The 25,132-nt window shown below is 36.9% G+C and carries 26 protein-coding genes; 17 read left to right on the top strand and 9 right to left on the bottom strand.

Annotated features, from left to right (window positions below; genetic code table 11):
* Positions 1-150 precede the first annotated feature (150 nt).
* Positions 151-1,077 carry a hypothetical protein gene (locus IPM62_04890; GenBank protein ID QQS38691.1) on the top strand — a complete coding sequence of 309 codons (927 nt, stop codon included), beginning with the start codon at positions 151-153 and terminating at the stop codon, positions 1,075-1,077.
* A gap of 8 nt (positions 1,078-1,085) precedes the next feature.
* Positions 1,086-1,358 carry a hypothetical protein gene (locus IPM62_04885; protein ID QQS38690.1) on the top strand — a complete coding sequence of 91 codons (273 nt, stop codon included), beginning with the start codon at positions 1,086-1,088 and terminating at the stop codon, positions 1,356-1,358.
* Between the two features lie 258 nt (positions 1,359-1,616).
* Here the strand turns inward: IPM62_04885 and IPM62_04880 are convergent, their stop codons facing one another.
* Both IPM62_04880 and IPM62_04875 read right to left on the bottom strand, forming a co-directional pair.
* On the bottom strand, positions 1,617-2,693 hold the full coding sequence (locus IPM62_04880; protein QQS38689.1) for a glycosyltransferase: 1,077 nt from the start codon (positions 2,691-2,693) through the stop codon (positions 1,617-1,619).
* Positions 2,690-3,520, bottom strand: a complete 831-nt coding sequence (locus IPM62_04875; protein QQS38688.1) for a polysaccharide deacetylase family protein — start codon at positions 3,518-3,520, stop codon at positions 2,690-2,692. The genes IPM62_04880 and IPM62_04875 overlap by 4 nt, the downstream gene beginning before the upstream one ends.
* A gap of 250 nt (positions 3,521-3,770) precedes the next feature.
* On the opposite strand from IPM62_04875, the gene IPM62_04870 reads away from it, so the two are divergent.
* The 7 genes from IPM62_04870 to IPM62_04840 all read left to right on the top strand — a co-directional run bounded on the left by IPM62_04870 (position 3,771) and on the right by IPM62_04840 (position 8,960).
* On the top strand, positions 3,771-4,850 hold the full coding sequence (locus IPM62_04870; GenBank protein QQS38687.1) for a glucose-1-phosphate thymidylyltransferase: 1,080 nt from the start codon (positions 3,771-3,773) through the stop codon (positions 4,848-4,850).
* Positions 4,851-5,131: 281 nt separating this feature from the next.
* Positions 5,132-6,136, top strand: coding sequence for a dTDP-glucose 4,6-dehydratase (gene rfbB, locus IPM62_04865; protein QQS38686.1), 1,005 nt, complete (start codon positions 5,132-5,134; stop codon positions 6,134-6,136).
* Positions 6,137-6,139: 3 nt separating this feature from the next.
* Positions 6,140-6,247 (top strand): dTDP-4-dehydrorhamnose 3,5-epimerase family protein, encoded by a 108-nt coding sequence (locus tag IPM62_04860; GenBank protein ID QQS38685.1) that lies wholly within the window; start codon positions 6,140-6,142, stop codon positions 6,245-6,247.
* A gap of 14 nt (positions 6,248-6,261) precedes the next feature.
* Positions 6,262-6,702 (top strand): dTDP-4-dehydrorhamnose 3,5-epimerase family protein, encoded by a 441-nt coding sequence (locus tag IPM62_04855; protein QQS38684.1) that lies wholly within the window; start codon positions 6,262-6,264, stop codon positions 6,700-6,702.
* On the top strand, positions 6,699-7,604 hold the full coding sequence (locus tag IPM62_04850) for a sugar nucleotide-binding protein (protein ID QQS38683.1): 906 nt from the start codon (positions 6,699-6,701) through the stop codon (positions 7,602-7,604). The genes IPM62_04855 and IPM62_04850 overlap by 4 nt, the downstream gene beginning before the upstream one ends.
* Positions 7,605-7,761: 157 nt before the next feature.
* The gene (locus IPM62_04845) at positions 7,762-8,343 is read left to right on the top strand and encodes a hypothetical protein (protein ID QQS38682.1); all 582 of its coding nucleotides are present in this window, start codon (positions 7,762-7,764) and stop codon (positions 8,341-8,343) included.
* Positions 8,344-8,369: 26 nt separating this feature from the next.
* The gene (locus tag IPM62_04840; protein QQS38681.1) at positions 8,370-8,960 is read left to right on the top strand and encodes a hypothetical protein; all 591 of its coding nucleotides are present in this window, start codon (positions 8,370-8,372) and stop codon (positions 8,958-8,960) included.
* Between the two features lie 420 nt (positions 8,961-9,380).
* Here IPM62_04840 and trmD read toward each other — a convergent pair whose 3' ends face one another.
* Positions 9,381-10,022, bottom strand: coding sequence for a tRNA (guanosine(37)-N1)-methyltransferase TrmD (gene trmD / locus IPM62_04835; protein QQS38680.1), 642 nt, complete (start codon positions 10,020-10,022; stop codon positions 9,381-9,383).
* 21 nt (positions 10,023-10,043) lie between these two features.
* On the opposite strand from trmD, the gene IPM62_04830 reads away from it, so the two are divergent.
* Positions 10,044-10,838, top strand: a complete 795-nt coding sequence (locus IPM62_04830; protein QQS38679.1) for a laccase domain-containing protein — start codon at positions 10,044-10,046, stop codon at positions 10,836-10,838.
* Position 10,839: 1 nt separating this feature from the next.
* Here the strand turns inward: IPM62_04830 and IPM62_04825 are convergent, their stop codons facing one another.
* From IPM62_04825 to IPM62_04810, 4 genes are all read right to left on the bottom strand, one after another.
* Entirely contained in the window at positions 10,840-12,078 is a 1,239-nt protein-coding gene (locus IPM62_04825) for a type II/IV secretion system protein (GenBank protein ID QQS38678.1), read from the bottom strand.
* 394 nt (positions 12,079-12,472) lie between these two features.
* Positions 12,473-13,672 carry an ABC transporter permease gene (locus IPM62_04820; GenBank protein ID QQS38677.1) on the bottom strand — a complete coding sequence of 400 codons (1,200 nt, stop codon included), beginning with the start codon at positions 13,670-13,672 and terminating at the stop codon, positions 12,473-12,475.
* Between the two features lie 2 nt (positions 13,673-13,674).
* Positions 13,675-14,358 (bottom strand): ABC transporter ATP-binding protein, encoded by a 684-nt coding sequence (locus tag IPM62_04815; GenBank protein QQS38676.1) that lies wholly within the window; start codon positions 14,356-14,358, stop codon positions 13,675-13,677.
* A 5-nt stretch (positions 14,359-14,363) separates the two neighbouring features.
* Positions 14,364-15,503 carry an efflux RND transporter periplasmic adaptor subunit gene (locus tag IPM62_04810; protein ID QQS38675.1) on the bottom strand — a complete coding sequence of 380 codons (1,140 nt, stop codon included), beginning with the start codon at positions 15,501-15,503 and terminating at the stop codon, positions 14,364-14,366.
* A gap of 80 nt (positions 15,504-15,583) precedes the next feature.
* On the opposite strand from IPM62_04810, the gene IPM62_04805 reads away from it, so the two are divergent.
* Positions 15,584-16,351 carry a glycosyltransferase gene (locus tag IPM62_04805; protein QQS38674.1) on the top strand — a complete coding sequence of 256 codons (768 nt, stop codon included), beginning with the start codon at positions 15,584-15,586 and terminating at the stop codon, positions 16,349-16,351.
* A gap of 1 nt (position 16,352) precedes the next feature.
* Positions 16,353-17,564, top strand: a complete 1,212-nt coding sequence (locus IPM62_04800) for a glycosyltransferase (GenBank protein ID QQS38673.1) — start codon at positions 16,353-16,355, stop codon at positions 17,562-17,564.
* Here IPM62_04800 and IPM62_04795 read toward each other — a convergent pair.
* Complete coding sequence (locus IPM62_04795; GenBank protein QQS38672.1) at positions 17,561-17,761, bottom strand: hypothetical protein; 201 nt, start codon at positions 17,759-17,761, stop codon at positions 17,561-17,563. The two genes, IPM62_04800 and IPM62_04795, sit on opposite strands and share 4 nt — an antisense overlap.
* A gap of 123 nt (positions 17,762-17,884) precedes the next feature.
* Complete coding sequence (locus IPM62_04790; protein ID QQS38671.1) at positions 17,885-19,102, bottom strand: hypothetical protein; 1,218 nt, start codon at positions 19,100-19,102, stop codon at positions 17,885-17,887.
* 121 nt (positions 19,103-19,223) lie between these two features.
* Between IPM62_04790 and IPM62_04785 the strand changes: the two genes are divergently transcribed.
* The 5 genes from IPM62_04785 to IPM62_04765 all read left to right on the top strand — a co-directional run bounded on the left by IPM62_04785 (position 19,224) and on the right by IPM62_04765 (position 25,103).
* Positions 19,224-19,943, top strand: a complete 720-nt coding sequence (locus IPM62_04785) for a glycosyltransferase family 2 protein (GenBank protein QQS38670.1) — start codon at positions 19,224-19,226, stop codon at positions 19,941-19,943.
* On the top strand, positions 19,925-21,568 hold the full coding sequence (locus tag IPM62_04780) for a hypothetical protein (GenBank protein QQS38669.1): 1,644 nt from the start codon (positions 19,925-19,927) through the stop codon (positions 21,566-21,568). Before IPM62_04785 ends, IPM62_04780 begins: the two co-directional genes overlap by 19 nt.
* A gap of 39 nt (positions 21,569-21,607) precedes the next feature.
* Positions 21,608-22,618, top strand: a complete 1,011-nt coding sequence (locus IPM62_04775; GenBank protein ID QQS38668.1) for a bifunctional oligoribonuclease/PAP phosphatase NrnA — start codon at positions 21,608-21,610, stop codon at positions 22,616-22,618.
* Positions 22,619-22,883: 265 nt separating this feature from the next.
* Positions 22,884-24,416: a hypothetical protein gene (locus IPM62_04770; GenBank protein ID QQS38667.1), complete on the top strand. Its 1,533-nt coding sequence runs from the start codon at positions 22,884-22,886 to the stop codon at positions 24,414-24,416.
* Positions 24,417-24,458: 42 nt separating this feature from the next.
* A complete protein-coding gene (locus IPM62_04765) occupies positions 24,459-25,103 on the top strand; it encodes a hypothetical protein (protein ID QQS38666.1) in 645 nt (214 codons plus the stop codon).
* The last annotated feature ends 29 nt before the right edge of the window (positions 25,104-25,132 follow it).

Below are 25,132 nucleotides of genomic sequence, written 5' to 3'. Positions count from 1 at the left end.
GTGGCTAGAACGTTACCGTTGCTGTGCTAGTAGTAATCGAATTATATCAATGCAAACTGGATACATTTGGTGTATAAACACCCTGCAATCTAGTTAAAACTATATGTAGTAAATATTGATTACCTTTGGTTATAAAGCTAATATGTATATATGTTTACATATTTGTCGCATTTGATAATTCCCAGGCATTCAAATAATCACAAGGCTAAATTGCTACACTCTTCAACCCTCTTTCTTATAGGTTTTTGCGTACTCTTATCCCAGCTGGCTTTGACAATTATTCCAAGGCAGGGTGTTAAAGTCCTTGGTTATGCTGCGAATATTTCAATAGATGAAGTAGTAAATCTTACAAACCAAAAAAGAAGGGAAAATGGTGTGGGTAACTTAGAAGTTAGTCAGGTACTAAATAAAGCTGCGTATCTCAAGGGGCAAGATATGTTGGCGAAAAACTATTGGGCGCATGTTTCGCCGGATGGTACGCAACCATGGAAATTTTTCATAGACGAGGGCTATGTGTATCGATATGCGGGCGAGAATTTGGCGCGTGATTTCTCAAACCCGACAGCAGCGGTTGAAGCCTGGATGGCATCGCCTTCACATCGGGAAAATTTACTTTCGTCAAAGTACGAAGAAATTGGAATAGGTGTTGTTGAGGGTGATATTGATGGTGTAGATACAACTATTGTTGTCCAATTTTTTGGAACCAGGAGTGCCAAAGACAAGACAAGTGTTCCTGTGGCCGCGGCTTATACCGTAGATGAAACAGTAGTCACGCCAACGACGCAACCGGTGACACCAACTGTAAGTAAGGAGAAGCCGGTTGTTGTAGGAGATATTCAAAACGGAAAAACCGCAATGAACAGCAAGTCTTCATCCTATGAAATTTCACCATTTTCTGCAACAAAAACTATTTCACTTACTATTCTCGGACTACTGTTAGTTGTGATGGTCGTTGATAGTGCTATTGTATTGCACAAAAAAGTTCCCAGAAAAAGCGGTAGACTGATTGCACATTTGACCTTTTTGGGAATGATATTTGTAATTGTCCTTATTGTTAAAGCCGGTAAGATTCTTTAAGCTAACTAATGATGAGTAAAATCAAGATTGTTTCAAGACACGTGAATCATTACATACCCCTTGTTGGTATTATTTTGTCAGGTTCCCTTGGGATTATTCATTTTTCTTACGATAGAATGTTTCAGGCATCACTGGCGGTAGCGGTAGCATTTTCTTATTTTGTATGGGGAGTTATACATCATTACTTACACCAAGACTTAGATGTTTCAATTCTTGTTGAATATTTGGCGATAGCAACTCTTGGACTGATGATAGTTCTGTCGGTTCTTTTTAGATTTTAAACTTTCTTACATCTATTACCCTACCAATTATGAGTTTAATTTCCCCTTGGGAAATATATTAGTTAATACATAAAGGTATAGTTTGGTGTTTAATATAAACGGAGTATGTGTGCTTTTAGTAATTTAGTTAAATAGAGATTTTAATTTTTCTGACAATACTTACACCCTCTTTGTAGGTTTTGTACAAAATAACTATAATAAGGTGATAAATTAAAGTTACTCCTGTGAATGTTCGTATTGGTAGTGACATAAGCTAATTTAATGAATTGAACTGAATTTCTGAAATGAATAACGAGCAGTATCCCAACTCGCACTAAGTTTTCTATCTCTACCCAAGAATACTATCCCATAATTTCTGATAAATATCAAGCTACTAACTGCTCTTAAGAAATAAAAATGCGGAATATAGAGAAGTATTTTTGGGGATGCGAATTTACTTGCCACATATAAAGTAGAGGGTAGAACAAAAAGAAGAAAATCGGTAATAATAGCGTACAGAAATAAATAATTATGATGTCCAATAAACAGAAATACAAGTAAAGGCGATGATAAAACAAACAGTCCGCTAAATATCCCCTCCATGCACAGCAAAGATACTTCCAGATCCAATAGTTGTCTTCCTGTGGGGATGTTGTGTTTGATTACACATTGCCAAAAACCTGTGTACCAACGGTTTATTTGTTGTATGTAACTTTTTAAATTCTTGGGATCTTGAGTGTAAGCGAGTGATTGCGGTTCATAAACAATCGTACCAAGTTTTTTTCTATGAATGTAAAATGTTAGATCCATATCTTCGGTGATTGTACCCTTGGGGTAATTAATTTTGTAAAAGATGCTTGATCGGAAAACACTGCATGGTCCAGGACATACGGTTATTGAGTTAGTTATAGACTGTGCAGATTTGTGTATTAATTGCGTTATTTCATATTCCCAGAGTCGATAGGCGGTTAACCAATTTATATTGCTACCAACTACTTTTCCTGCGATACCGGCTATTTTTCTATCCTTATCCATCTCAAAAGTTTCAATAATTTTGTCAAAAAACTTTGGATGTAAGATTGAGTCGGCGTCGTTTGGGGTAATATATTTATATTTCTGACAAAGCCGAAAATTCTTTATTCCGTATTGCAATGAACTGCCTTTACCACTGTTAGCTTTTGTAAGAACATTGGGTGTATATTTTCTTGCTATTTGAGCGGTTTTATCTACGCTTCCATCGTCAACCACATAAATATCGGTTGCAGGTATTATCTTTGACAATCTTCTGAGAGTTTTCCCGATAACCCTTTCTTCGTTGTAGGCAGCAATAACAATACATACTTGTCGTTTGGTCATATGGATTTTTCAAGTATCTGGGTAGGTAGCACTATTTGAATATTGGAATTATCAACCAGATCAACTATGCTTCTGTATGTGACTGGATCTATACCGTATCTTGTATCGTCGTTATCGATCTGATGGAACATTAATATCAACCACTTGTTGTCTTTTTGAGCAACCCTAATCCATTTTTCGACATCACTTACCGTAGTGTGTCTACCGACTTCTTGGATTTTTATTCCAAAGGGATCTTCAACGGGAATGTCGTTAAATCCCGCCTCGATTAATCTCTGATACTCGTAGTGATACAAAACCAAACTATTTGATATTTTAGATGTAATACCACATGGAGGAAGATAGATATTTGTACGAATACCATGGGCTTCGAGATCTTTTTTCGATCCTTCAATCTCCTCATTCAATGAATTGAAGTCCAAGTTGTCGGTACTACAGTCGTGAGATCTACTGTGAGAAGTAATTTCCCACCCCTTCTCGCGCAATTTAATTACTTGATCCCAATCCATATAAGCGTCAAATCCGACCAATTTTGTTGGTACGGCAAGCGCTGCGTTAATATGTCGCTCGTCAAGTATGTCAAATGCAACATCGTATTGCGATTTCCATGCATCATCGAACCAAAATGTAATTGCTCCATGACCCGTTAATTTAATCTTAGGAAAATCCTCAAAATTTGCGGTTGTCTCGGAAAGTACAATTTCACGAGGAAATTTCATACCACTTCCAGAATTTAGTAAAAAACCGATCAATAAAATAATTGCCACAAGTGGGGGCACACACCACAGTAACATGGTGGGGCGAATACCGATATTTTTTTTAGTCATCGTAATGTAAAAATTGTGTGAATATTATATCACAACACATATTAATTATAGGATACGTTAACTGTTCACCAAGGGTTGCAGAAACTACATTTACTTGACTTGAGATGATTGGAGGATGATTGCATTGAGTGTGTATAATGATATTTGTTATATTACAAATACCTATAGAATACTTTATGGAGTTTAGTAGCTATTAAATTTATACTTAATAGAAGGTAAGTTGTAAGCGACATTGGATTAGTATGACTATATGAAAGCAATAATACCTACAGGAGGACGAGGAACGCGAATGCAACCTCTGACTTTTTCTACCAATAAACATTTTATTCCAGTAGCCAATAAACCATTGATTTTCTATCCAATTGAATCTGTTGTCGAAGCAGACATAAAAGATATATTAATTACCTATAACCCCGGTTGGCTAGATGTGGTGAAGTCGTATTTAGGTGATGGAAGTAAGTGGGGAGCGAAATTTACCTACGTATTACAAGAAAAACCAATTGGACTGGCAAACGTTGTCCAAGTATGTGAAGAGAAATTGAATGGTGATAGTTTCGTATACCATTTAGGCGATAATATTTTTACAAAAGGTATTAAAGAAGTTACTGACTACTTTCGGAAAAACAAGCCAAATGGCATGGTGACTATGGTACATCATCCTGAAAACTCCCGTCTTGGTGTCCCTTATTTCTCGAAAACAAACAGACTTATAAAATATGTGGAAAAACCAAAGAATTCCCCACACGACTTTGCTGTCCCCGGATTATATTTTGGTGACCATAATGTTTTCAAATGCTTCACGGGAAAAAACAAGATAGTACCATCAGCGCGTGGAGAATATGAAATACCATCAGTTTTCCAATGGTTAATTGACAATAAATATCGGGTCGATGTAATTGAGTATAAAGGAAAGTGGTTAGACCCTGGTAAATTTAATGACTGGATAGAATCCAATAGATATTTGTTAGATGAATACCTGGTAGATGATATGGGGTCAAAAATCGACAGGAGTACGAAAATAATCGGTAGAGTGAGTGTGGGAAAAAACTGTAAAATTAGAAATTCAGAAATAAAAGGCCCTGTGTCAATAAGCGACAATGTTGAAATAAGTGATTCGTATATTGGTCCATATTCATCTATTAGCAGTGGATGTGTAATTGAAAAAAGTCATTTAGAAGATAGTGTATTGATGGAAAATGTAAGAATAATAAACGTCAAACAACCAATTAACGAAAGTATGATTGGCAACGAAGCCGAAGTTTATGATTTGGAAGATCCCACTCATTGGATAAAATTGTTCATTGGAGAAAAATCCAAAGTAAGAGTTTAATATTTCGGCAATAAAACTTAATTATAATTAAAAGTGCGGGATTTATAAGCTTGCTTTCAAAGTAAAGCACTATTAATTAATTATCATTTTATGAACAACCTATGAGATTGCTTGTAACGTCAGGGGCGGGATTTATAAGCTTGCTTTCAAAGTAAAGCACTATTAATTAATTATCATTTTATGAACAACCTATGAAATTGCTTGTAACGTCAGGAGCGGGATTTAAAAGCTTGCTTTCAAAGTAAAGCACTATTAATTAATTATCATTTTATGAACAACCTATGAGATTGCTTGTAACAGGAGGAGCGGGATTTATCGGCAGTAACTTTATCCGTTACTGGCTAAAAAAATATCCAAAGGATCAAATAGTAAATTTAGACAAATTAACATATGCCGGTCATTTGACATCGACGAAAGATTTTGGGGGTAATTCTAACTATACTTTTATTAAGGGCGATATCTGCTCGCCTACGACAGTGTCTCATGCAATGAAGGATGTCGATGTCGTAGTTCATTTTGCTGCAGAAAGTCACGTCGACCGTTCGATAATTGGACCAAAAGTGTTTATAAAAACAAATGTCATAGGTACTCAAGTTTTATTGGATGAAGCGGTAAAACGCGGCGTTAAACGATTTCACCATGTGTCTACAGATGAAGTGTATGGTGCTCTACCGTTAAGTGGTGTAGAAAAATTTAGTGAGAAATCATGTTACAAGCCAAACAGTCCATATTCGGCGAGTAAAGCAGCATCCGACCATCTTGTTCGGGCATATCACACTACGTATGGTTTGAATATAACTATCACTAATACTTCCAATAATTACGGTCCTTTTCAAGATCCCGAGAAGTTGCTTCCCAGATTTATCACAAATCTAATTGATTCGAAAGATGTACCGATTTATGGGGACGGAAAGAATGTAAGAGATTGGTTGTATGTCGAAGATCATTGTAGTGCGATTGACCTGGTTATTAATAAGGGAAAAGTGGGGGAAACTTATTTAGTTGGTGGTTTAACACATGATATAAATAACCTTAAGGTTACCAATCTATTGTTGGAGGCATTTGGTTTCGATCACTCAAAAATTAGATTTGTTGCTGATAGAAGTGGACATGATAGAAGATACGCGGTTAATTGGACAAAAATTAAAAATCTCGGTTGGAGGCCTCAACATGATTTTGAAAAATGGCTAATAGAAACGATTAAGTGGTACAAAGATAATGAATGGTGGTGGCGACCGCTTAAACTGAAATCGGAAAAAATGTATTCTAAAACTAAACAGAAGTAAAATATGGAAAACACAATCACTGTGAAAAAAACGAGTATTGAAGGAGTTTTCATTATCGAGAAACCTGTTTATTACGATGAACGAGGTTTTTTCATGAAGTATTTAGAGTAAGCGAGTTGGAAGAAATGGGTGTAAAATTCAAAGCGGTTCAATGGAATCACTCGGTATCTAAACCGCGGGTTATCAGAGCGATTCATACAGAAAACTGGAAAAAAATTGTTTATCCCCTTACGGGAAAAACATTTGTTGCGATTGCTGATGTTCGGGAAGACTCGCCGGATTTTGGGAAAGTAGAAACTTTTATTTTTGATTGCACGAAAGAAAACCCTGTACGGTCGGCTTTGTTATTGCCTCCCGGAATAGGAAATTCAATATGTGCACTTGGAAGCAAAGAGGTAAATTATATGTATCTGGTCGAAGAGTATTGGGACAACAGTAAAGCGAGTGGAATAGCGTGGAATGATCCGGATCTTAATATTTCGTGGCCTGTCAAAAATCCCATTATATCCGACCGTGACCGAGCCAATCCGACATTGCGTGAACAATTTCCCAATAAATTCACATGAAGAAAATTTTTGTTACCGGTTCACATGGCTTAATTGGTTCGAGGTTTGTGGAGTTAAAAAAAGATGATTACCAAATGTTAACTCCCGAAATTGACACTCTCGACCTGACAAAAAGTAAAGAGGTTGTAAATTACTTAAATTCAAACAAACCAGACGCGATTGTCCATTTTGCTGCTTATACAAATGTAGGTGAAGCCGAGTTGCAACGAGACAATAGACAAGGATTATGTTGGAAAATAAACGTAGACGCAACCAAGACTCTGAGTGTTTGGGCAGGTAAAGAAAAAAGACATTTCGTTCACATCTCGACAGATATGATATTTCCGGGATCTAGTTTGACCCCGGGTCCGTATGGTGAAAAAGACACAAGACACGAAGTTTCCAAAAACCTTACATGGTATGGTTATACGAAACTAGAGGCGGAAAAAGTGGTTAATGAATACACGGCTAGTTCGGCAATATTAAGATTAACTTATCCGGTTAGAGCAAAATTTGCAAGTAAGCTTGACTACATTCGCAAACCAATTCAGCTTTATGACGAAAAAAAACTTTATCCGCTTTTTACCGATCAAATAGTGTCAATTACTTACATAGATGAGGCATGTCAAGTGATATCAGCCCTCATTGATGCGTCTGTCAAAGGAATTTATCATGCATGTTCTGTTGATCGCACCACACCGCACGAATTGTATACTTATGTACTTAAAAAAACGCGAAACAAGGATGTAAACCTTAGTACAACCTCGATTGATGAATTTTTGTTAAAAACCGACAGTCCGGTACGATATCCCAAATATGGTGGTTTAAAGGTGGAAGAAACACAAAAAGCGCTGGGGATGAAATTTAGAACATGGAAACAGATTGTAGAGGACATGATTCTTCAAGGATTAGGTGAAAACTAAATGCTATTAACTACAATATGTTATTACATATTGATTGCATTAGGTGTTATGAAAAATATTTATTAATGCCTGTTCTTACGTGATTGAAATTGATCTACAATATGGTAATATTGCAAGGTAAAGTGTTAAAATACGTATCTAATGTGAGAGTACGAATATGATTATATTCTATACAAATTCAGTAAGTACCAAGGATCAGAAACAGGAAATATTTGACGAAATTATTCGTTCTATTCGTTCACATGGACATAAAGTAATTAGCCCGGAAACACATAAATATTCAGATCTGCTTGATCTCGAAAAAGCAAATAAAAAAATTTCTAAGATATCAATACATAATCAGTTTATAAGAAAGGCTATCGAAATGTCTGATGCGGCAATTTTTGAAGCAAGTAAATATTCATTTAAGTTGGGACAGGAAGCCCAAATGTCTTTGGATAAGAAAATACCCGTATTGTGCTTATCGGACGAAAGAGATTACTCAGCTAAAGTTCAAGATCCTCTTTTTTATTCTAAGATATACTCATCTGTTTCGGAAATTGATAAAATAGTAAAAGAATTTCTTGCTACTGTGAGGAGTAATCATCTCAACAAAAGGATTAACGTGTTTCTTCACAACAAACATATCAGTTATTTAAACTGGTATGTAAAGGTACACGATGGGACAAATAGATCTGAAGTAATTCGTAAGGCTCTCGAAAAAATTATAGAAACTGATCGTCTTTATAAAAACCGGTAATAGCTTCGGACAAATATTAATAAAATATGGCAGTAACATCTTCTACAATACTATCTACAAAATACGGAAACTTTATGGTGAATTATCACAAATTCAGTAAAGGTTATTGTATTTCTTTAACTTACGGTGATATTAAGGAAACAAATATATTGGTAAGAATTCAATCGTCATGTCTTTTCAGTGAAGCGTTCCATGCAATAGATTGTGATTGTAATTTGCAATTATCTACTTCATTGAAAACAATTTCAAAAGTTGGTAGTGGTGTAGTTGTATATAGCTATGAGGAAGGGAGAGGTGTTGGACTTGAAAATAAAATAAGAGCTATGGAATTAGAAAGAACAAAAGGGATTGATACGGTAGAGGCATTTGAGGAACTTAGCTTTTCTACTGATCCGAGAACTCATAGTAATGCAATAAGAGCATTAACTGATCTTGGAATTAGTAATCAAATTCGATTAATTACCAATAATCCCAATTTGATACGTGCTGTAAGCAAATCAGGCTTTGTAGTTAATCGTTATGATATTAAATATCCAATCTCAGAAAGGATTAAAAAATATTTGAGGGTTAAAAAAGAAAAGCTTGGGTACCTCATAAGTGACGATATGGTTAGGTGACACACATTCGGAATTACTTGACATGTTTCAGTTTGGGTTGTAATATCGTACACATAAGATGTGTAGTATTACCTTAAGTAATACTGTGGGTTTTATTAGCAAGTGCGGCTAATAAAATAATGTGTAGAAAACCTAACTCTTTTTGTATTCTCGTTATCAGTACTTCTTGATATGTATTTAAATGGATAGCAAAAAAACGACAAATTATAACTAGGTCGTGTATTTATTTCATTAATACTTCATCTTTTGGGGAAATAAATTAGTGGTATCAATTTTTCTGTTTTCGGCAATTCCACGCGTTTCTTTGTGTGCATGACGAATAGTCTTTGCGGCAAAAGCGTCAATTAGTTACCACAAACTTTAGTCTATTGAGTAACATTTGAAGACAATGGGAATTAATCGGACTTATTGAGAAAGTTGTTACCTTGGACGATTGTTTTCTTTCTTCCATTCAGATATTTTTGCGTGATCGCCCGAAAGTAAGATATTGGGCACCTTCCAGCCTTTGAAATTCTCAGGGCGAGTGTAGACAGGATGCTTGACTAATCCTTTTCGAGAATGTGTTTCACCACTGAGAGATTCATTGTCTCCCAATACTCCGGGGATAAGCCGTACTATGGTATCGACAATTACCATCGAAGGTAACTCACCGCCTGTTAATACGTAATCACCTATTGAAATTTCATCGTCCACCAGGTGTTCACGAATTCTCTCGTCAAAACCTTCGTAATGGCCGGATATGAGAATAATATGTTTTTCTTGCGACATGTGTTGGGCAATTTGTTGGTTAAATGTCGACCCCTGTGGACAGACAAGATAAACTTTGGTGTTTTTTTTCTTCAATTCTTTTATTGCTTTGTATATCGGTTCAACCATTAAAACCATACCCGCGCCACCTCCAAAGGGTTTATCGTCTACAGTATGATGTTTATCTGTGGTCCAATTTCTAAGATAGTGGATATTTATTTCGACTAAGCCTTTATTCTTGGCTCGACTTATTATAGATTCTTCGAATGGCCCGGAAAACATGTTGGGAAACAAAGTAATTATGTCAATTATCATAGCGTTATTATATCAATTTTAATGGAAAAACAATTAAGTCCCGAAAAAGCGGAAAAATTTTGTATAATTTACGCAATGTACCAAATTGAAAAATTAACAAAGTTTTCAAACTTATTTCACGCAATTTCTACAACACGAGAAGGAAATATGTCATATAACTTCGGGGATTTGAAGAAAGTAAACGAAAACATGCAAAAATTTCTCGTTACCTGCAAAGTCGATGGCAATCGTTGTTCAACGATACGCTTGGTGCACGGAACAAGAATTGTTGAAGTAAAAAAACCTGCAAATATATATGACCCCGATTCGCTTGTGGATGCGGATGCCATGATTACACGAGTACGTCGATTGTTTTTACTAATTAAAACCGCTGATTGCCTGCCGATAATGTTATTTGATCCTAAAGTGCAAGCAGTCGGTTTAGTGCATGCTGGTTGGAAAGGGACAGAAAACGAGATAACTGTAAAAACCGTATTAGATATGAAGAAGTATTACGGCACCAAACCTTCACATCTGGTTGTGGGAATTGGTCCGGGAATTAGGAAAGCGTCGTATGAATTTGACAAAGATACAGAAAAATTTTCTACTAATAGTAGAGTATGGGAAAAATATATTAGCAGAAAAGGTGATAATTACCTGGTTGATTTATTTAAATATAATATCGATCAACTAGTGCATACCGGTGTAAAAGAAAACAATATCATTGACTGTAAAATCGATACGGCGAAAGATAAAAGATTTTTCTCTCACTATCGGGATGTGCGTACCAGCGATGGAGATCGGGGAAGATTTGTGACTGTCGTTGGTTTAAAATAAATTACACTACTCGAAGACTGTTTTTCAAGACTTCATCAATCGTCGTTATTCCGTTTTCCGCTTTGTCTAAACCATCTTTGAGAAGAGTGATAAAACCGTTTTTGGTTAGTGCTTCTTTAAGTCTGTCTTCGTTAGCCCGCATTCGCAGGAGTTCGCGAACTCCTGAATCAATATACAAAACTTCAAAAATGCCAACTCTACCTTTGTAACCCAAATTATTGCATTTTTCGCACCCACGGCTTTTGATCAATTGTTTCGGTGATCTTCCCATTACGCTTGTAAAAATATCGATTTCTTTTTGCGTTGGTTGATAAATTTCTTTACACTCGGTACACGATTTTCTAACTAATCTTTGTGCAATAACCCCCATAAGTGCAGAGTTTAGGAAATATGTTTCAACTCCTAAATCCATAAGTCGGAAAAGTGTCCGCACCGAGTCTTCCGCATGAGCTGTTGATAAAACTAGCTGTCCCGTGAGACCTGATTCGATGGCAATTTTGGCGGTTTCGCGATCTCGAATTTCTCCGACGAGGACGATATCGGGAGTTAATCTGAGAATTGTTGACAGTCCCTTGGCAAAGGTAAATCCGTTTGCTTCGTCAACCTGCATTTGATTGATACCGTCCAAGTGAAATTCGACCGGGTCTTCAATTGTCATGACATTTTGATCTTTATTTTCATTGAGTTTAATTAGAGTTGAATAAAGCGTAGTTGTTTTGCCGGAACCAGTTGGTCCGCTGACGAGAATTAATCCGCTTTTTTGTTTAACCATTGTTTCAAAGGTTTGAAATGCGGCATTATTCAATCCAAGTTGTGAAAGATCCATGGCAATAGATTTTTTCTCGTGGATTCGAATGACAACTAACTCTCCGTGCACGGTTTGTGCTATTTCAACACGCAAATTTACTTGTTTTTCATCAATTGTAGTAGTGCTTTGACCTTCTTGAATATGTCTTTTTTCAGTTGGATCAAGTCCACTTAGAATCTTAAGTCTCGAAGTGATCTCGGGATACGAGTCGATACTCATTTCTCCAAATTTATACAATACACCATCAATTCTGGATCGAACCAGAAAAGTATCTTTCCTGGGTTCTAATAAAACATCCGAGGCGCCATACTTGACAGCTTCTTTAATGATTATGTCGACGAATTCAACCGGATTTGCCTTCATTCCCGAAAAAATACGTTCCAATTCATAGTTGTTAATATCGTTTCTGTATTGGGCAATAGGAGGATTCATTTATTAATGCTATAACATGATCGAAGTCCAGGTCAATTTATTAGTATCTTGGTTTACTGTGTCTAATAGTCTGATTTTAGGTGTAGTCACATAAATATTATCTAGTTGGCGTTAATCAGGCATTTGCACTCTGAAAGGTGAGATATTGGAGAGTGACACATACTATATTTTTATCTTCAGGTAATACCACGCGATTAGTCAGTGAATCGAGATTTGTCTTAACATTGAAAGCGGAAAAAGTTACCATAGAAAAGTCACTACGGACTTTAGTCGGTGGAGAACCATGTAAAAAATTTGTAAATGACCATGAGCAAAAGAACTTGTTAATGAAGCAAAGTACTGACCCCACATTAATAATTTACCAATAAACTACAGACTTTAAGGCACGGTGGTTTTACTCATAACGCAGTGCGTCAATCGGGTTAAGTTTTGATGCGCGAACTGCCGGAGCTACCCCAAACAAAATTCCAATTGCAGCCGAAACCCCAAAGGCGAGAGCGATTGACCAGAGTGTGACATGGGTTGGGAAGTATGGGTTAAGGGCAAGAGAGCCCAACCAGCCGATGATGATACCGATTCCTCCACCTGAGACAGATAAAGCCACTGCCTCGATTACAAATTGGCTTGAAATGTCACTTGGTTTTGCACCAATAGCTTTCCTTAAACCTATTTCGCGTGTGCGTTCAGTGACTGATACGAGCATGATATTCATAATTCCAACACCACCTACGACTAGAGATATCGCCGCTATTCCTCCTAAAGCTGCCGTTAATACACCGAGAATTTGATTAATCGTATTTAATAAACTTTCCTGATCTACAACTGAAAAATCATCTTCATCCAGCTGTGTTTTTAGGTAGCGTTCCACTTGTTCGACCGCAATTGGAATTTCATCTTTATTTACTGCCTGGACAACAATTGTCGTAATTGCCTCAACACCAAACACCCGCTGAGAGGTGGTTATGGGGATAATTACAAAATTATCAACATCTATACCGATACTTTGTGTTCCCAGCTCGTTAAGTTCGCCGATTATTTTAAAACTCTGATCACCGACGGTTATGTTTTGACCAACGGGATTTGCGCTTCCAAACAATTCTTCGACGACAGATTTGCCAACAATTGCAACATTTCGAGACTGCTCGACGTCACTATCGGTTAAACCTCTACCGTTTCCGATTTCGACATTGGACATAACCAGCCATTCTGCTGAAGTTCCGGCTACTGTTGAAACAATCGATGTGCCTTTGTATTTGACTGAGGATGGTAATTCGTTGTCGGCAGCCGCTGTTTTTACTGATCCGCCAAGTCTGGAAATACTCTCGACATGACGAAGGGTAAGTTTGCTACCTGCCAGATTTGGAGGACCTGATCCAAAACCTTCCAATCCTTTTCCCGGGAGAACGAAAATCTGGTTTGATCCGATTGACTCAAACTGCTGTGTAATGTAGTTTTGTAAACCCTGACCTACTGAAATAAGTAGAATCACCGCTGAAACACCAATGATAATGCCGAGCATAGTTAGACTTGATCGGGCCTTGTTTCGCCAAATTGCCTTGGTTGCAAGAGTGAATGTCTCAGTGTAATCAATCATGTTTACTGTTTTTTATCTTCGACGATTTCTCCGTCGACTATTTTTATTCGCCTTTTGGTACTCGCTGCAATTTCCATTTCGTGAGTAACTAGTAAAATAGTGTTACCTTCCTTGTTAAGATTTTTAAGCAGTGACATAATTTCATCTCCCGATTTGGTATCCAAATTACCCGTCGGTTCGTCCGCTAATATTAACCGAGGATCATTTACCAGAGCTCGTGCGATGGCAACTCTTTGCTGTTGACCTCCTGATAATTGTGTTGATGTATGATCAAGTCGGTCGCCGAGACCGACCGTTATGAGAGCTTTTTGGGCCCGTTCGTTACGTTCGTTTTTGGCAACACCTGCGTAAAGCAGGGGAAGAGCAACATTGTCTAGGGCGCTTGTTTTGGACAATAAGTTAAATGATTGGAAAACAAATCCGATATATTTATTTCGAGCTACGGCTAATTCGTTTTCGTCAAGATCGCTAACATTTTTCCCTTGTAATAGAATTCTGCCACTTGTTGGTTTATCCAGAAGTCCGATCATGTGCATGAGAGTTGATTTGCCGCTTCCGGATGGTCCCGTTATGGAAGCGAAATCTCCCTCTTTGATTTCTAAACTTACCTCGCGTAAAGCGTGCACCATCATGTCACCCATTGGATAGACTTTCGATATTTTTTCGAGGCTTAAAATGGAGGCCATAGGTTTTAAAACAAGCCCATAAACTTACCGTTGGAATTATCTTCATTCTTTATTTTAATTTTATTACCAACCTCAATTTTTGCCGGGGGACGGGAGATGACTGTATCACCGATATTTAAACCATCAACAATTTCAATATCGTTAATGGATGATGTCCCCGTTTTAACTTCAACTTTTTCGGCTTTCCCCTTTTGATTAACAACCCACACATAATCATTTCCGTTTTCCTCGATAAGTGCGGATTGGGGAATGCTGATTGTATCCTTGTGTGTTGATAATATTAATTCCGCATCACCATTCATACCAACACGGAATTTATTTTCCGTATTGTTAGGTAGGGAAATATTTATTTTATATGCCGTACCTCCGGTGGATGTAATTTTACTTACGTATCCGACGGAAATTACTTTTTCGTCATATTTCTCATCCGGGTAGGCGTCAAGCTCCAATCTTACAGGAGTACCGACTTTCACTGTCGGAATATCAATTTCTCCCACATCAGCTGTGAAATAAACCGTTGTCGGGTCGACAATTATAAAGTTGGCTTCCAGTGACGATGCCAATTTACCGATTGAGGCGCTGTCTGCATAACTTAAGATTCCATCAAACGGTGCACGCAAAGTAGTGTTTGATAAATTCTGTTGAGCAATTACGAATGATCTATAAGCATTGTCACGAGCTACCTCCGCTGCGGTACGTGCGTTTATTTCGGCAAAAGTTTCTGTTTTTTCCTTATTCTGAATACTATCCAGAACGCTGTCCGCATTAGCTTCAGCTGCTCTCAGGTTTGCTTCGGCTTGTAGATATGATTGATAAATGCTGGAGGAATTAAGTTTTGCAATCAGATCTCCCTTTTTTACATAGCTCCCATCGTTTACAACTATCTCGTTAATATTTTCGGTTGCAAGAAATGAAAGTTGGGCGAGTTTTTCGGCACTAACCTTACCGGAAGCCGAAATGGTTTCTTCGAGTGTTTTCTTTTCGGCTTTCGTGACTTCAAGCTCGAAATCGGGCTTCATCGATTTGTTTAACTGACCGATCACAAGAAAGATTACGACAGCAAAAACCAATAATTTCCGTCGTCTGGTTTTGGTAATAAAGTGTGTTAGTTTGTTTGTCCTGATGGTAGTGATTATTTTTCTCATAGTGTTAATTATATCTTAAATAAGTTGTTTTGTAACATGTACCTATTTCCTCCGAATACAATTACTTGTATGATTTTGATATGGATAAGGTGGTTATCGTAATTCCAACATACAACGAAGCAGAAAACATTTCCCTGCTTCTAGATCAACTGTTAATTTTATCACGAGCAATCAGGAAATTCTCGATTAGAATTTTAATTGTTGATGATAATTCACCCGATCACACAGGTGATATTGTGCATCGGTATATGAGCAAATACAAAAATATTGAAATGCTATCGGGAGAAAAAAAGGGTTTGGGTAAGGCAATGGTACGCGGATATACTTATGCGATTGGTAAATTGAAAGCTGATATAGTGGTGACAAACGAAGCAGACTTTGGATTTGATTTCAAACATTTACCGCTAATGTTAGATAAGATAAGCGAGGGATATGATGTCGTTGTTGCCTCACGGCATGTTGATGGGGGTAGCACAAGCGGATGGACAATTACCCGGCGTTTGAATCATTGGGTTGCAAACTCTTTATTCGCAACCTTGGTAGCAGGAGTAAATCAAGTCAAAGATCACAATGGAGCCTTCCGTGCCATTCGTGTTAAGGGAGTGTTGGACAAAATAAATTTTGACAAACTTGAAGTTACGGGTTTTGGTTTTTTCTTTTTTCTGATTTACCGATTAACCCGGATTACAGACAAGATATATGAATTTCCGACAAAGTTTACTTTTCGGACGCGCGGTGAGAGTAAAGTGTCTTTTAATAAAAAATACTTATTCACTTATCTCAGAGATATTGTTGAATATATATTTCTTTCTTTCAAAATCCGTTTATTACGGTGTAGAATAAAATAGTATGGAAAAAGTAGTTATTGTTATGCCGGCTTGGAATGAGGCAGAGGGAATCAAAAAAATGATTGATACTCTGTTTGATACAGAATTCCAAAAGATTAACGCCGAAATGCATTTGCTTGTAGTCGATAATCATTCTAAAGACGGTATGACTGAGATTGTCGAAAAGGCAAGTGAGAAACGAGGAAATCTCCATCTAATACAACAGGGTGATAAAAAAGGATTGGGAAACGCATATGTGGTTGGTATGAAGTATGCGATGGAGAAATTACATGCGGATGCTATTTTGGAAATGGACGCAGACGGTCAACATCCTCCCGAGTTTGTTAAACCGATGGTTGAGGCTTATATAAACGGTGCAAGTTATGTAATAGGATCAAGATATATAAAAGGAGGTACGGTTCCGAAAGAATGGGCACTTTTTAGGCGCATGGTTAGTTATTTTGGAAATTTGTTTATTCGAATTGTCCTACTGAAAAAAGAAATCCACGATTTAACCACCGGATTTAGATTATCTAAAGTTAAGGGAGTTCTTAATAAAATCGACCTGGATGGATTAATGGAACTCGAGAGATTTGCCTACAAAGTTGATCTCATGTATCAATGTATTAAAAATGCGGATAAAGTCGTCGAGGTGCCGCTTGAATTTAGACCGAGGATAACTGATAAGTCGAAATTTAATACCAAGGAAATGGTGGCGACTTTTAAGGTTGCTATTATTCTGGGTATTAGAGACAAGATAAGGTTTGTTAAATTTGCTGTTGTTGGATTTATTGGGTATGTTGTTAACGCAATTGCACTTGAACTCTACACCGGGACATCGATAGCCATGGCACTTGCTCAAAACTTTAGTTTTTTCAAGGGTACTTCGTTTTCATTTATCGGGGAATCATCTGCTTGGGCGGCTGCACTTGCTGCAGAGATGGCAATTATTTCCAACTTTGTTCTTAATAACATTTGGACATTTAAGGAAGAAAAAATAACCAATCCATTAGTAACAGTGTGGAAGTTTATTCAATTTAATTTAACGTCGTTTGGTGCAGTCGTTATTCAATTTGTAGTAATTGGTGTCATGGTTGTAGCTTTCTCGGATACGACTTTCGTTCGACAGATTGGTATTCTTATCGCCATGCCGCTAGTTATGGCATTTAACTATACGATGTATAATCTCGTTATTTGGAAAACTTGGAAGTTAAAAGGCAAGAAGTCGAACTAATTTTCAAGATCCCGTATTTCTTTTTTTAATCCATCTACCATTGCTGTATAAACCATAACTTTTGTGTGCTTTATTTCACTTGCTGCAGATTCATGAACCACTCCGCGATATCCTTTCATTTCGGCTTTTAATATAGATTCATAGTGATTCAGCTTGGATTTAAGGTCTTTTATTTTTTCAGTGTTAGCGTTTTTCATCGTTAAATTCTACAACATTTAAAATATTATTGTTTAAGTATTTTTCGTTACAACAAATTATGACTAAATGAAACAATTTACACTGAACATATACGTTATTGATACTTAATCTGGTGTAGTAAATTACAAAAGCGGTGCCCAATCCGATATCGGAATAGTGTTTCCGGTTATGAAGGTATATGAATATAAAAATATGGGGATAATAATAATAAAGAAGGCAATTTTAAATTCCTTGGTAGTAAAAAATTTATGCCAGGCTGCAAACAGAAATGGAACGATAGGTAGCGAATATCTGGCAACATCCCGATGTGAGACAAATAATATCGATACAAAATATATGATTGCGAACCACATTACAACTGCATGGCGTTCCCGATCCTTTTTGTCTGCATGCATAAAAATATCGATTAATTGGACAATACCTATGGTGCCAAGAAGATAAATAAATATGATATCTTCCAACCAAAATGTTCCCACCCAAGGAGCTGACGAATTAAAAACTTGAAAAGGTGGAAAAAACAAATGGATATTGTCGCCCGAATTAAAGTAAGCGAAAAAGTTATTGAATCTAATGCTATATAACGAAAACAACCCTAAAAGAGAAAGTGGAATAAGCACAACCGGATACGCTCGCCAATTTAGTATATGGTCAAAAGCTTTTGCCTTTGAAATGGCAATTTGCTTAAATGACTGAGCGGTGATTGTCAGACCGTATGCCAAAAATAACAGTACCCCGGGTGATTTTGTTAGTTGGGCAACTACTCCCCACACAGCGGCAAGCCAGTATTTTTTGTTTTGAAAATAATAAATAGATGCGATTATTGCGGCGACGAACAATGGTTCCGGTGAACCGACCGATCTTACGATTAACCATCTTGCAGGTAGTAAGCCAAATACAAACGTAATCCACAGGGCGTTCGGTTCTGAAGTGTATTGTTTGATGAACTTATTGAAAAAGTACATTGCCAAAAAGGAACTTATTAACGTACTAATCAGCATGGCATACGGATATCCGGCAAACGATGAAAAAGCGCTGAAAAGATTAGTTACCGAAGCAACCAGAAATATGAGAATTGGATACATCGGAAAATGAGCCGCGTAATACTCGAGGGGGAGATCGAACGAAAAACTTTTAGAAATCATATCCAGATTGTAAAATGTTTTTGCGATTACGATGTAAAGAGGTCCGTCATAATTTGCAACAACTGTTGCCATACCATTTGATGTTAGGGGAATTTTCCAGATTGATTCCAATCGCAGGAGATAGGGTAACCACACAAAGAGTGTTGGCAGAAAAGTCATTAGAAATATCGGAGCCAACCTGACTAGTCTTTTTCCCATGTAGCATGATGATAGCGTCTTTTGCTGAACTTAACAATATCTTTGAGGATGCTAAATATAGCGGAAAATTGTACATTCATGATAGACTTCAAGGTGAAGTCTCTAAACTTATCAAATAATTATGAAAAGAAAAACATATCTAATTGATGAATTGTCGGTATTTTTCCCTGCATACAACGAAGAGGCGCAAATTGAAAAGACGGTAGCGTCGGCAATTAAAATACTCAAAAACACAGCAAAAAAGTGGGAAGTTCTCATTATCAATGACGGCTCCAAAGATAATACTTTACAAAAAGCAGAAAAGATTGCTTTGAAAGAAAGGTCAGTCAGAGTTATTAATCACAAGCAAAACAGAGGATACGGCGCTGCAATAAAAAGTGGTTTTTACAATGCGAAGTATGACTGGATTGCTTTTACGGATGCTGACGGCCAATTTGATTTTGCCGAGATTGATAAGTTTGTCGAAACTCAAAAACAAACCAAAGCCGACTTGGTTATCGGATACTATCTCGACAGGAAAGTATCTTTTTTTAGGAAGTTAAATACGACTGCGTGGGAAACGGTTGTATTTATTTTATTTGGTTTGCGAGTAAAGGACATTGATTGTGGATTTAAACTGATATCGAAAAAGGTTGTTACACATATTCCCAAACTTGAATCGGAACGCGGAGCATTCATCTCAAGTGAATTTTTAATAAAAGCAAGAAAGAACGGATTTAAGATTGTCGAAATCGGAGTTCATCATTACCCCCGTGTCACCGGTAAGGGTACGGGTGCCGATATTAATGTCATTATAAAAAGTTTTATTGATCTTTTTACTCTATGGCGGAAAATAAAATAGGCTCTTTAGTTAATAAAATCACCACTTGGTTCAAATTACATAAAGTTGAAGGAATACTTCTTGTATGTATTCTATTGCTAAGCACTTTTTTAAGGCTGTACAAAATTGGCGGATATATGACTTTTCTTGGTGATGAAGGACGTGACGCAATAATCGTGAGGAGATTTCTAACCGATTTTGACTTAATGCTAATTGGCCCCGGTACGTCGATCGGCAATATGTATTTAGGTCCTCTCTATTATTACATGATGGCTCCAGCGCTTTTTGTAGCTCGGTTTTCGCCGGTTGGTCCGGCGGTAATGATTGCATTGCTTGGAATATTTACAAATTATTTAGTATGGTATATTACCAAAAAGTGGTTTCCTGTTGGGAAAAGTGATAAAAATCGGTCGGTAAATATCGGAGCACTCATCGCTGCATTTTTTTACGCGATTGCACCTACAGTAATAATATATTCAAAATCCTCGTGGAATCCAAACATCATGCCGTTTTTTTCCATCGTAGCCGTGTTTTCAATTTGGAAAGTATGGAAAGCCCGAGAGTACAAATGGCTAATGATTACGGGCTTTTCGCTTGCCGGTGTCGTGCAATCTCATTATTTGGGATTAATTCTCTTTCCTGTTATTGCTTTACTTTGGATATTAACTTTTGTTGCTGTTAAAATTCCCACAACAAAAGACTCGAAACAAAAACTAAGAACTTTTATGATTGCCTCGTTTTGTGGCGCTGGAATATTTACTCTACTAATGAGCCCGCTGGTAATTTTTGACGCAAGGCATAATTGGATAAATTTCAGTGCTATGAAGATTTTTTTCACCGAGCGACAAACCACTTTAAGCGTAAAACCATGGAGTTCGTTTTCAAAACTATTACCGATAAGTAATGAAATATCGTCACATGTTGTAACCGGATATAACGACAATTTGGGGCTATGGTTTGTAATTTTATGTGCAGTTATATTTATGCTAATTATCCTAAAAATAATTAGAAGTAAGCAAATAGCTAGTACCTTATTTGCGAAAAACGAAAAATATCTTCATTCTGAAGCTTTCTTTGTTTTGTTTCTTTGGTTTGTTTTTGCACTCATAGGTTTGGGAGTTTATAAACAAGAGATTTACGATCATTATTTTGGATTTCTATATCCTGCACTATTTATTATGTTGGGTGGAATTTCTCAGTTCGTATTTGCTTTAAGAAAAAAAATCATCACACTTTCTTTCATCATATTTCTTGTCCTAATTGCCAATGCAAACATTGTCAAAAACCCTCTGAAGTATAGTCCCAACGACCAACTTAAGCGTTCCGAAGAAGTCTCGCAAAGAATTGTAGATGAAGCAGCCGACAAACCGTTTAATATTGCTGTCATCGCCGAGCGAAACTATGAAGGGGCATATCAATATTATTTGGAACGAAAACAAGCCAATTTCAAAATTATTAACGCCCAGAAATTACAGGAGACGGTTACGGATCAATTATTTGTTGTATGTGAATTACCAAAAGAGAAGTGTGACCCAACCCATAACGGGAAAGCGGAAGTGGCGAATTTTGGTTGGAGTAAGATTGAAAAGGAAATAGATATTTTTGGAATAACTTTATATAAACTGGTTCATTCCAACGGGATATAAGAAAAACTTGCCACCTGATGTATACTAAGACCACAAAATATGCACTACGACAAGTCACGGCTAATATTTGACGAAATAAGTAAAGCTAGCAATATATTAATTAATTGCCATCGCGGACCTGACCCGGATTCGATTGGAAGTGCGATTTCGTTAAGTAGGGTATTGAGTAAATTGGGAAAACAAGTTGAGATTGTATGTCCGACAGAACTTGATAGTCGTTTGAATTTCTTACCCGACTTTAAAAATATTCAACCTGCGACTAATTTCAAGACATTTGATTTTTCTAAATACGACTTACTGATTTTTCTTGATAGCTCAAGCTGGGATATGGTATCCGGCGATTTATCAATACCACTTCCGACCAAACCAATAATACTTATTGATCACCATCTGACAAACACACATTTCGGCAAGATAAATCTTGTGGACGACAAAGTTAGTTCTGTGGGTGAATTGTTATTTTTAATATATTCTGACTGGAAAATTAAATTGGATAATAAGACGGCTACGGCTCTTTTGACAGCAATTATTGGCGATACGGGAGTTTTTAGGTATTCAAATACTTCATCACAAACTCTTAGAATTGCCGGTGACCTGCTTAAATTAAAAGCCGATAAAGAATTAATCGTGAGAAGTATATATCAGGATGTACCAATTAATGATTTGAGATTTACAGGTGAGGTATTAAGAAATATCAAGCTGAACAAAAAACATCGATTTGTCTGGGGAGCCGTTCCCTATAGTGTTTTGAAAACCACAGATCAGCAAATGAATGCCAAAGAATTAGCCGTAAGTATATTTGCCCAATGCACAAAAGATACCGATTTTGGACTGCTGATGTATGAAAAAGAACCTGAAAATTTAAGTGTAACTTTTCGTAGCCGTTCAAATTTGGATGTATCCAAAATGGCGACAATTCTCGGTGGCGGCGGACATAAGGTGGCGGCAGGTGGATCTGTACACGGCTTGCCTTTTGACAAGGCGGTAAAAAAAGTTATTAAAATTGCTTGCAAATTTGCGACAGAAAACAGTCATACATTCACTAAATAGATATTTGTTAAACATAGCTTTCATGTGTGTTTAAATGGTGGAGCTCACATTTTTTACTTAATTTGATTTTTATTTTTAACAAATTATTAACTTACTTAATAATTACTTCCATTTATCCGGGATGTTTGACACGAAAATAAAGAAATAACTTCAAGATAACTTCTTCATGAGTACCGAGTGTAGTTTATCAACTATTTCGTGATATTATTGGATAATGTTGGTTACTAAGTTACGGAAAAACATGAGAAAAATTTACAGTAAGCTTATGACAGAAATACGAAGTCATAGAATTACCTATTTTTTACTTACCGTTATACTTTTGGGTGGATGGTTTATTAGAACTTATCGAACCGACCAGATTCTAGGGTTTTATTACGATCAAGGGCGTGACGCTTTGATAATTTGGGATTTGTGGCACAAAGGAGATTTCTTCTTAATCGGTCCGACAACAGGAATTGCCGGAATATTCAGGGGTCCGTTTTATTATTACTTGATCGCACCGTTTTATTTAATAAGCGGTGGGAACCCTCTTGGGCCGGCATACTTTTTGGCATTTACTACACTTCTGGCGGTTGTACTTTTATATTATTTAGGAGCAAAAATCCAAGATAGAGCAACTGGTCTGTTTGCGGCTTTGTTGGGATCATTCTCCTTTTACATAATGGTTGCTTCCCGTTGGTTGTCTAACCCGACACCCATGTTGCTATTGTCGGTTGTGGTAGTTTGGATGTTGTGGGTTATTAATAAAAATATCAGTTTGAAAAATAGGTCGAATACACTTCGATTGGCATGGATTACACTCTCTTTTGTATCGGGAATGTCGTTATTCCACTTTGGGTCGGCAGGGGAGTTCTTTTATTTTCCGGCATTCGCAATTTTTATTTTATGGCAGTTAACAAAAACGAAATGGAAATTATCAAAGGTAATCGATCTTACAACTCTTGTTTTGGCTATAGCCGCATTTTTGTTTACACTGGCTCCGCAGGTCGTATTTGATTTTATACACGATCAGATTCTAAGCAATAATATCAAGAAATTTTTTGTCGATGACGAAAGTTTCAAGAAGAACTTTTGGGATGTTTTACAGATCAGACTACCTTTTTACTACGATGTGTTTGCCAGTAAAATATTTCACTGGATCAGACCAAGGGAGAAAGTACTACTTATGGTTCTTGCAGCAGCTTTTATTATCCGGTTGCCGATGATGTTAAAAAACGATGGTATTAAAATAATACTAATACTACTTGTATCTCCTATTATCGGACTTTTGTTTTTCCAGGGTAATTCCGGAAATGTTTATGATTATTATCTGACCGGTTACTATTTAATATTTTTACTGTTGGTTGGAATTGTCCTGGGGCAGATATGGAAATTCAAAATCGGAAAAATATTTGTTCTCGTTTTTTTCTATGTGTTTTTATCTTGGAACGGTATGGTTACGCGTTATCACATTATTGCCGGTGTAGATGGTCCGCAAACGGTCATGTATGGTAATCAGAAACAAGCAATCGATTGGTTATACCAAGATGCAGCAGGTAGAGATTTTAGTGTAGATGTTTATGTGCCACCCGTAATTCCCTACTCATATACATATTTGTTTACATGGTATGGTCCGGAAAAATATGGGTATAAACCAAGCGACGAACAGATAGAGTTATTGTATACGGTGTACGAAGTTGATCCTCCCCATCCGGAACGGCTTGATGCCTGGTTTGTGCGTCAAATGGGGATAGGAAGTGTTGAGGAAGAAGTTAAATTTGGTGGTGTTTCGGTGCAAAGGCGCAAACGATTTATGTAACGCCGAAAATGATCTTTGTGTTAAAAATATAATTAATAGCTAATGAATGATATACGTGGTTTGACGGTGACATCGATACATACCCCCGGTTTCGTAAGTGATGCAATCAAAGAATTTGACACAGTAATTAGTTTAATTAATAAAACAGTTAATGAACTGTCTTCACGGAAAAATAAATCAACAACCTTATATGATGAGAGAAAAAAGGTTGCCGGAATCGGAGAGCAAAGAAAAAATATAAATACCGAATGGCTGGAAGTTGATAGTAGTTCTGGTTTTGACAACATCTGGGAGGAAAAATGCTTACACGATGTGATGTTGGACAAGTTACTTCAGCTGGAAAAAGCATTGAATTCCGATAATGCTACGTATCTTGCCGAAGAAATTGTTACCCAATTTGAGAAACTGGTTGCGCAATTTGAAGCTTTGATAGCCAAAAAAGAACACGAAGAAGAGCAATTACTCGCTACACGCTATGGAAATAATCCACATAACTATATTTCTCCGACCAAAGTAATTATTTATCAAGCACCTTGTGATTTTTCTGCTACAAAGACTCCAGATACACTAAATTTTAGTGACGTGATTAATGAAGTTAATCATCACGTTGATATGTTTAGATCCGAAGTTTTTACCCAAGTTGATTTCGAATCTCTGATTGGTTCCCACAAGTGTATTACAAGTTAATGGAATAGCTTTGATCTGTTACAATGTGT

This window comes from Candidatus Woesebacteria bacterium (assembly GCA_016700095.1).
In the GTDB taxonomy this organism is placed as follows: Bacteria; Patescibacteriota; Microgenomatia; order UBA8517; family UBA8517.
Note: the sequence above shows the minus strand (reverse complement) of the source record. Positions and strands in the feature narration are given on the sequence as shown.

Excerpts from the sequence above, each read along its gene's own strand:
- IPM62_04890 (QQS38691.1), top strand. The coding sequence starts at position 151 with ATGTTTACATATTTGTCGCATTTGATAATTCCCAGGCATTCAAATAAT.
- IPM62_04885 (QQS38690.1), top strand. The coding sequence starts at position 1,086 with ATGATGAGTAAAATCAAGATTGTTTCAAGACACGTGAATCATTACATA.
- IPM62_04880 (QQS38689.1), bottom strand. The coding sequence starts at position 2,693 with ATGACCAAACGACAAGTATGTATTGTTATTGCTGCCTACAACGAAGAA.
- IPM62_04875 (QQS38688.1), bottom strand. The coding sequence starts at position 3,520 with ATGACTAAAAAAAATATCGGTATTCGCCCCACCATGTTACTGTGGTGT.
- IPM62_04870 (QQS38687.1), top strand. The coding sequence starts at position 3,771 with ATGAAAGCAATAATACCTACAGGAGGACGAGGAACGCGAATGCAACCT.
- rfbB (QQS38686.1), top strand. The coding sequence starts at position 5,132 with ATGAGATTGCTTGTAACAGGAGGAGCGGGATTTATCGGCAGTAACTTT.
- IPM62_04860 (QQS38685.1), top strand. The coding sequence starts at position 6,140 with ATGGAAAACACAATCACTGTGAAAAAAACGAGTATTGAAGGAGTTTTC.
- IPM62_04855 (QQS38684.1), top strand. The coding sequence starts at position 6,262 with ATGGGTGTAAAATTCAAAGCGGTTCAATGGAATCACTCGGTATCTAAA.
- IPM62_04850 (QQS38683.1), top strand. The coding sequence starts at position 6,699 with ATGAAGAAAATTTTTGTTACCGGTTCACATGGCTTAATTGGTTCGAGG.
- IPM62_04845 (QQS38682.1), top strand. The coding sequence starts at position 7,762 with ATGATTATATTCTATACAAATTCAGTAAGTACCAAGGATCAGAAACAG.
- IPM62_04840 (QQS38681.1), top strand. The coding sequence starts at position 8,370 with ATGGCAGTAACATCTTCTACAATACTATCTACAAAATACGGAAACTTT.
- trmD (QQS38680.1), bottom strand. The coding sequence starts at position 10,022 with ATGATAATTGACATAATTACTTTGTTTCCCAACATGTTTTCCGGGCCA.
- IPM62_04830 (QQS38679.1), top strand. The coding sequence starts at position 10,044 with ATGGAAAAACAATTAAGTCCCGAAAAAGCGGAAAAATTTTGTATAATT.
- IPM62_04825 (QQS38678.1), bottom strand. The coding sequence starts at position 12,078 with ATGAATCCTCCTATTGCCCAATACAGAAACGATATTAACAACTATGAA.
- IPM62_04820 (QQS38677.1), bottom strand. The coding sequence starts at position 13,672 with ATGATTGATTACACTGAGACATTCACTCTTGCAACCAAGGCAATTTGG.
- IPM62_04815 (QQS38676.1), bottom strand. The coding sequence starts at position 14,358 with ATGGCCTCCATTTTAAGCCTCGAAAAAATATCGAAAGTCTATCCAATG.
- IPM62_04810 (QQS38675.1), bottom strand. The coding sequence starts at position 15,503 with ATGAGAAAAATAATCACTACCATCAGGACAAACAAACTAACACACTTT.
- IPM62_04805 (QQS38674.1), top strand. The coding sequence starts at position 15,584 with ATGGATAAGGTGGTTATCGTAATTCCAACATACAACGAAGCAGAAAAC.
- IPM62_04800 (QQS38673.1), top strand. The coding sequence starts at position 16,353 with ATGGAAAAAGTAGTTATTGTTATGCCGGCTTGGAATGAGGCAGAGGGA.
- IPM62_04795 (QQS38672.1), bottom strand. The coding sequence starts at position 17,761 with ATGAAAAACGCTAACACTGAAAAAATAAAAGACCTTAAATCCAAGCTG.
- IPM62_04790 (QQS38671.1), bottom strand. The coding sequence starts at position 19,102 with ATGGGAAAAAGACTAGTCAGGTTGGCTCCGATATTTCTAATGACTTTT.
- IPM62_04785 (QQS38670.1), top strand. The coding sequence starts at position 19,224 with ATGAAAAGAAAAACATATCTAATTGATGAATTGTCGGTATTTTTCCCT.
- IPM62_04780 (QQS38669.1), top strand. The coding sequence starts at position 19,925 with ATGGCGGAAAATAAAATAGGCTCTTTAGTTAATAAAATCACCACTTGG.
- IPM62_04775 (QQS38668.1), top strand. The coding sequence starts at position 21,608 with ATGCACTACGACAAGTCACGGCTAATATTTGACGAAATAAGTAAAGCT.
- IPM62_04770 (QQS38667.1), top strand. The coding sequence starts at position 22,884 with ATGACAGAAATACGAAGTCATAGAATTACCTATTTTTTACTTACCGTT.
- IPM62_04765 (QQS38666.1), top strand. The coding sequence starts at position 24,459 with ATGAATGATATACGTGGTTTGACGGTGACATCGATACATACCCCCGGT.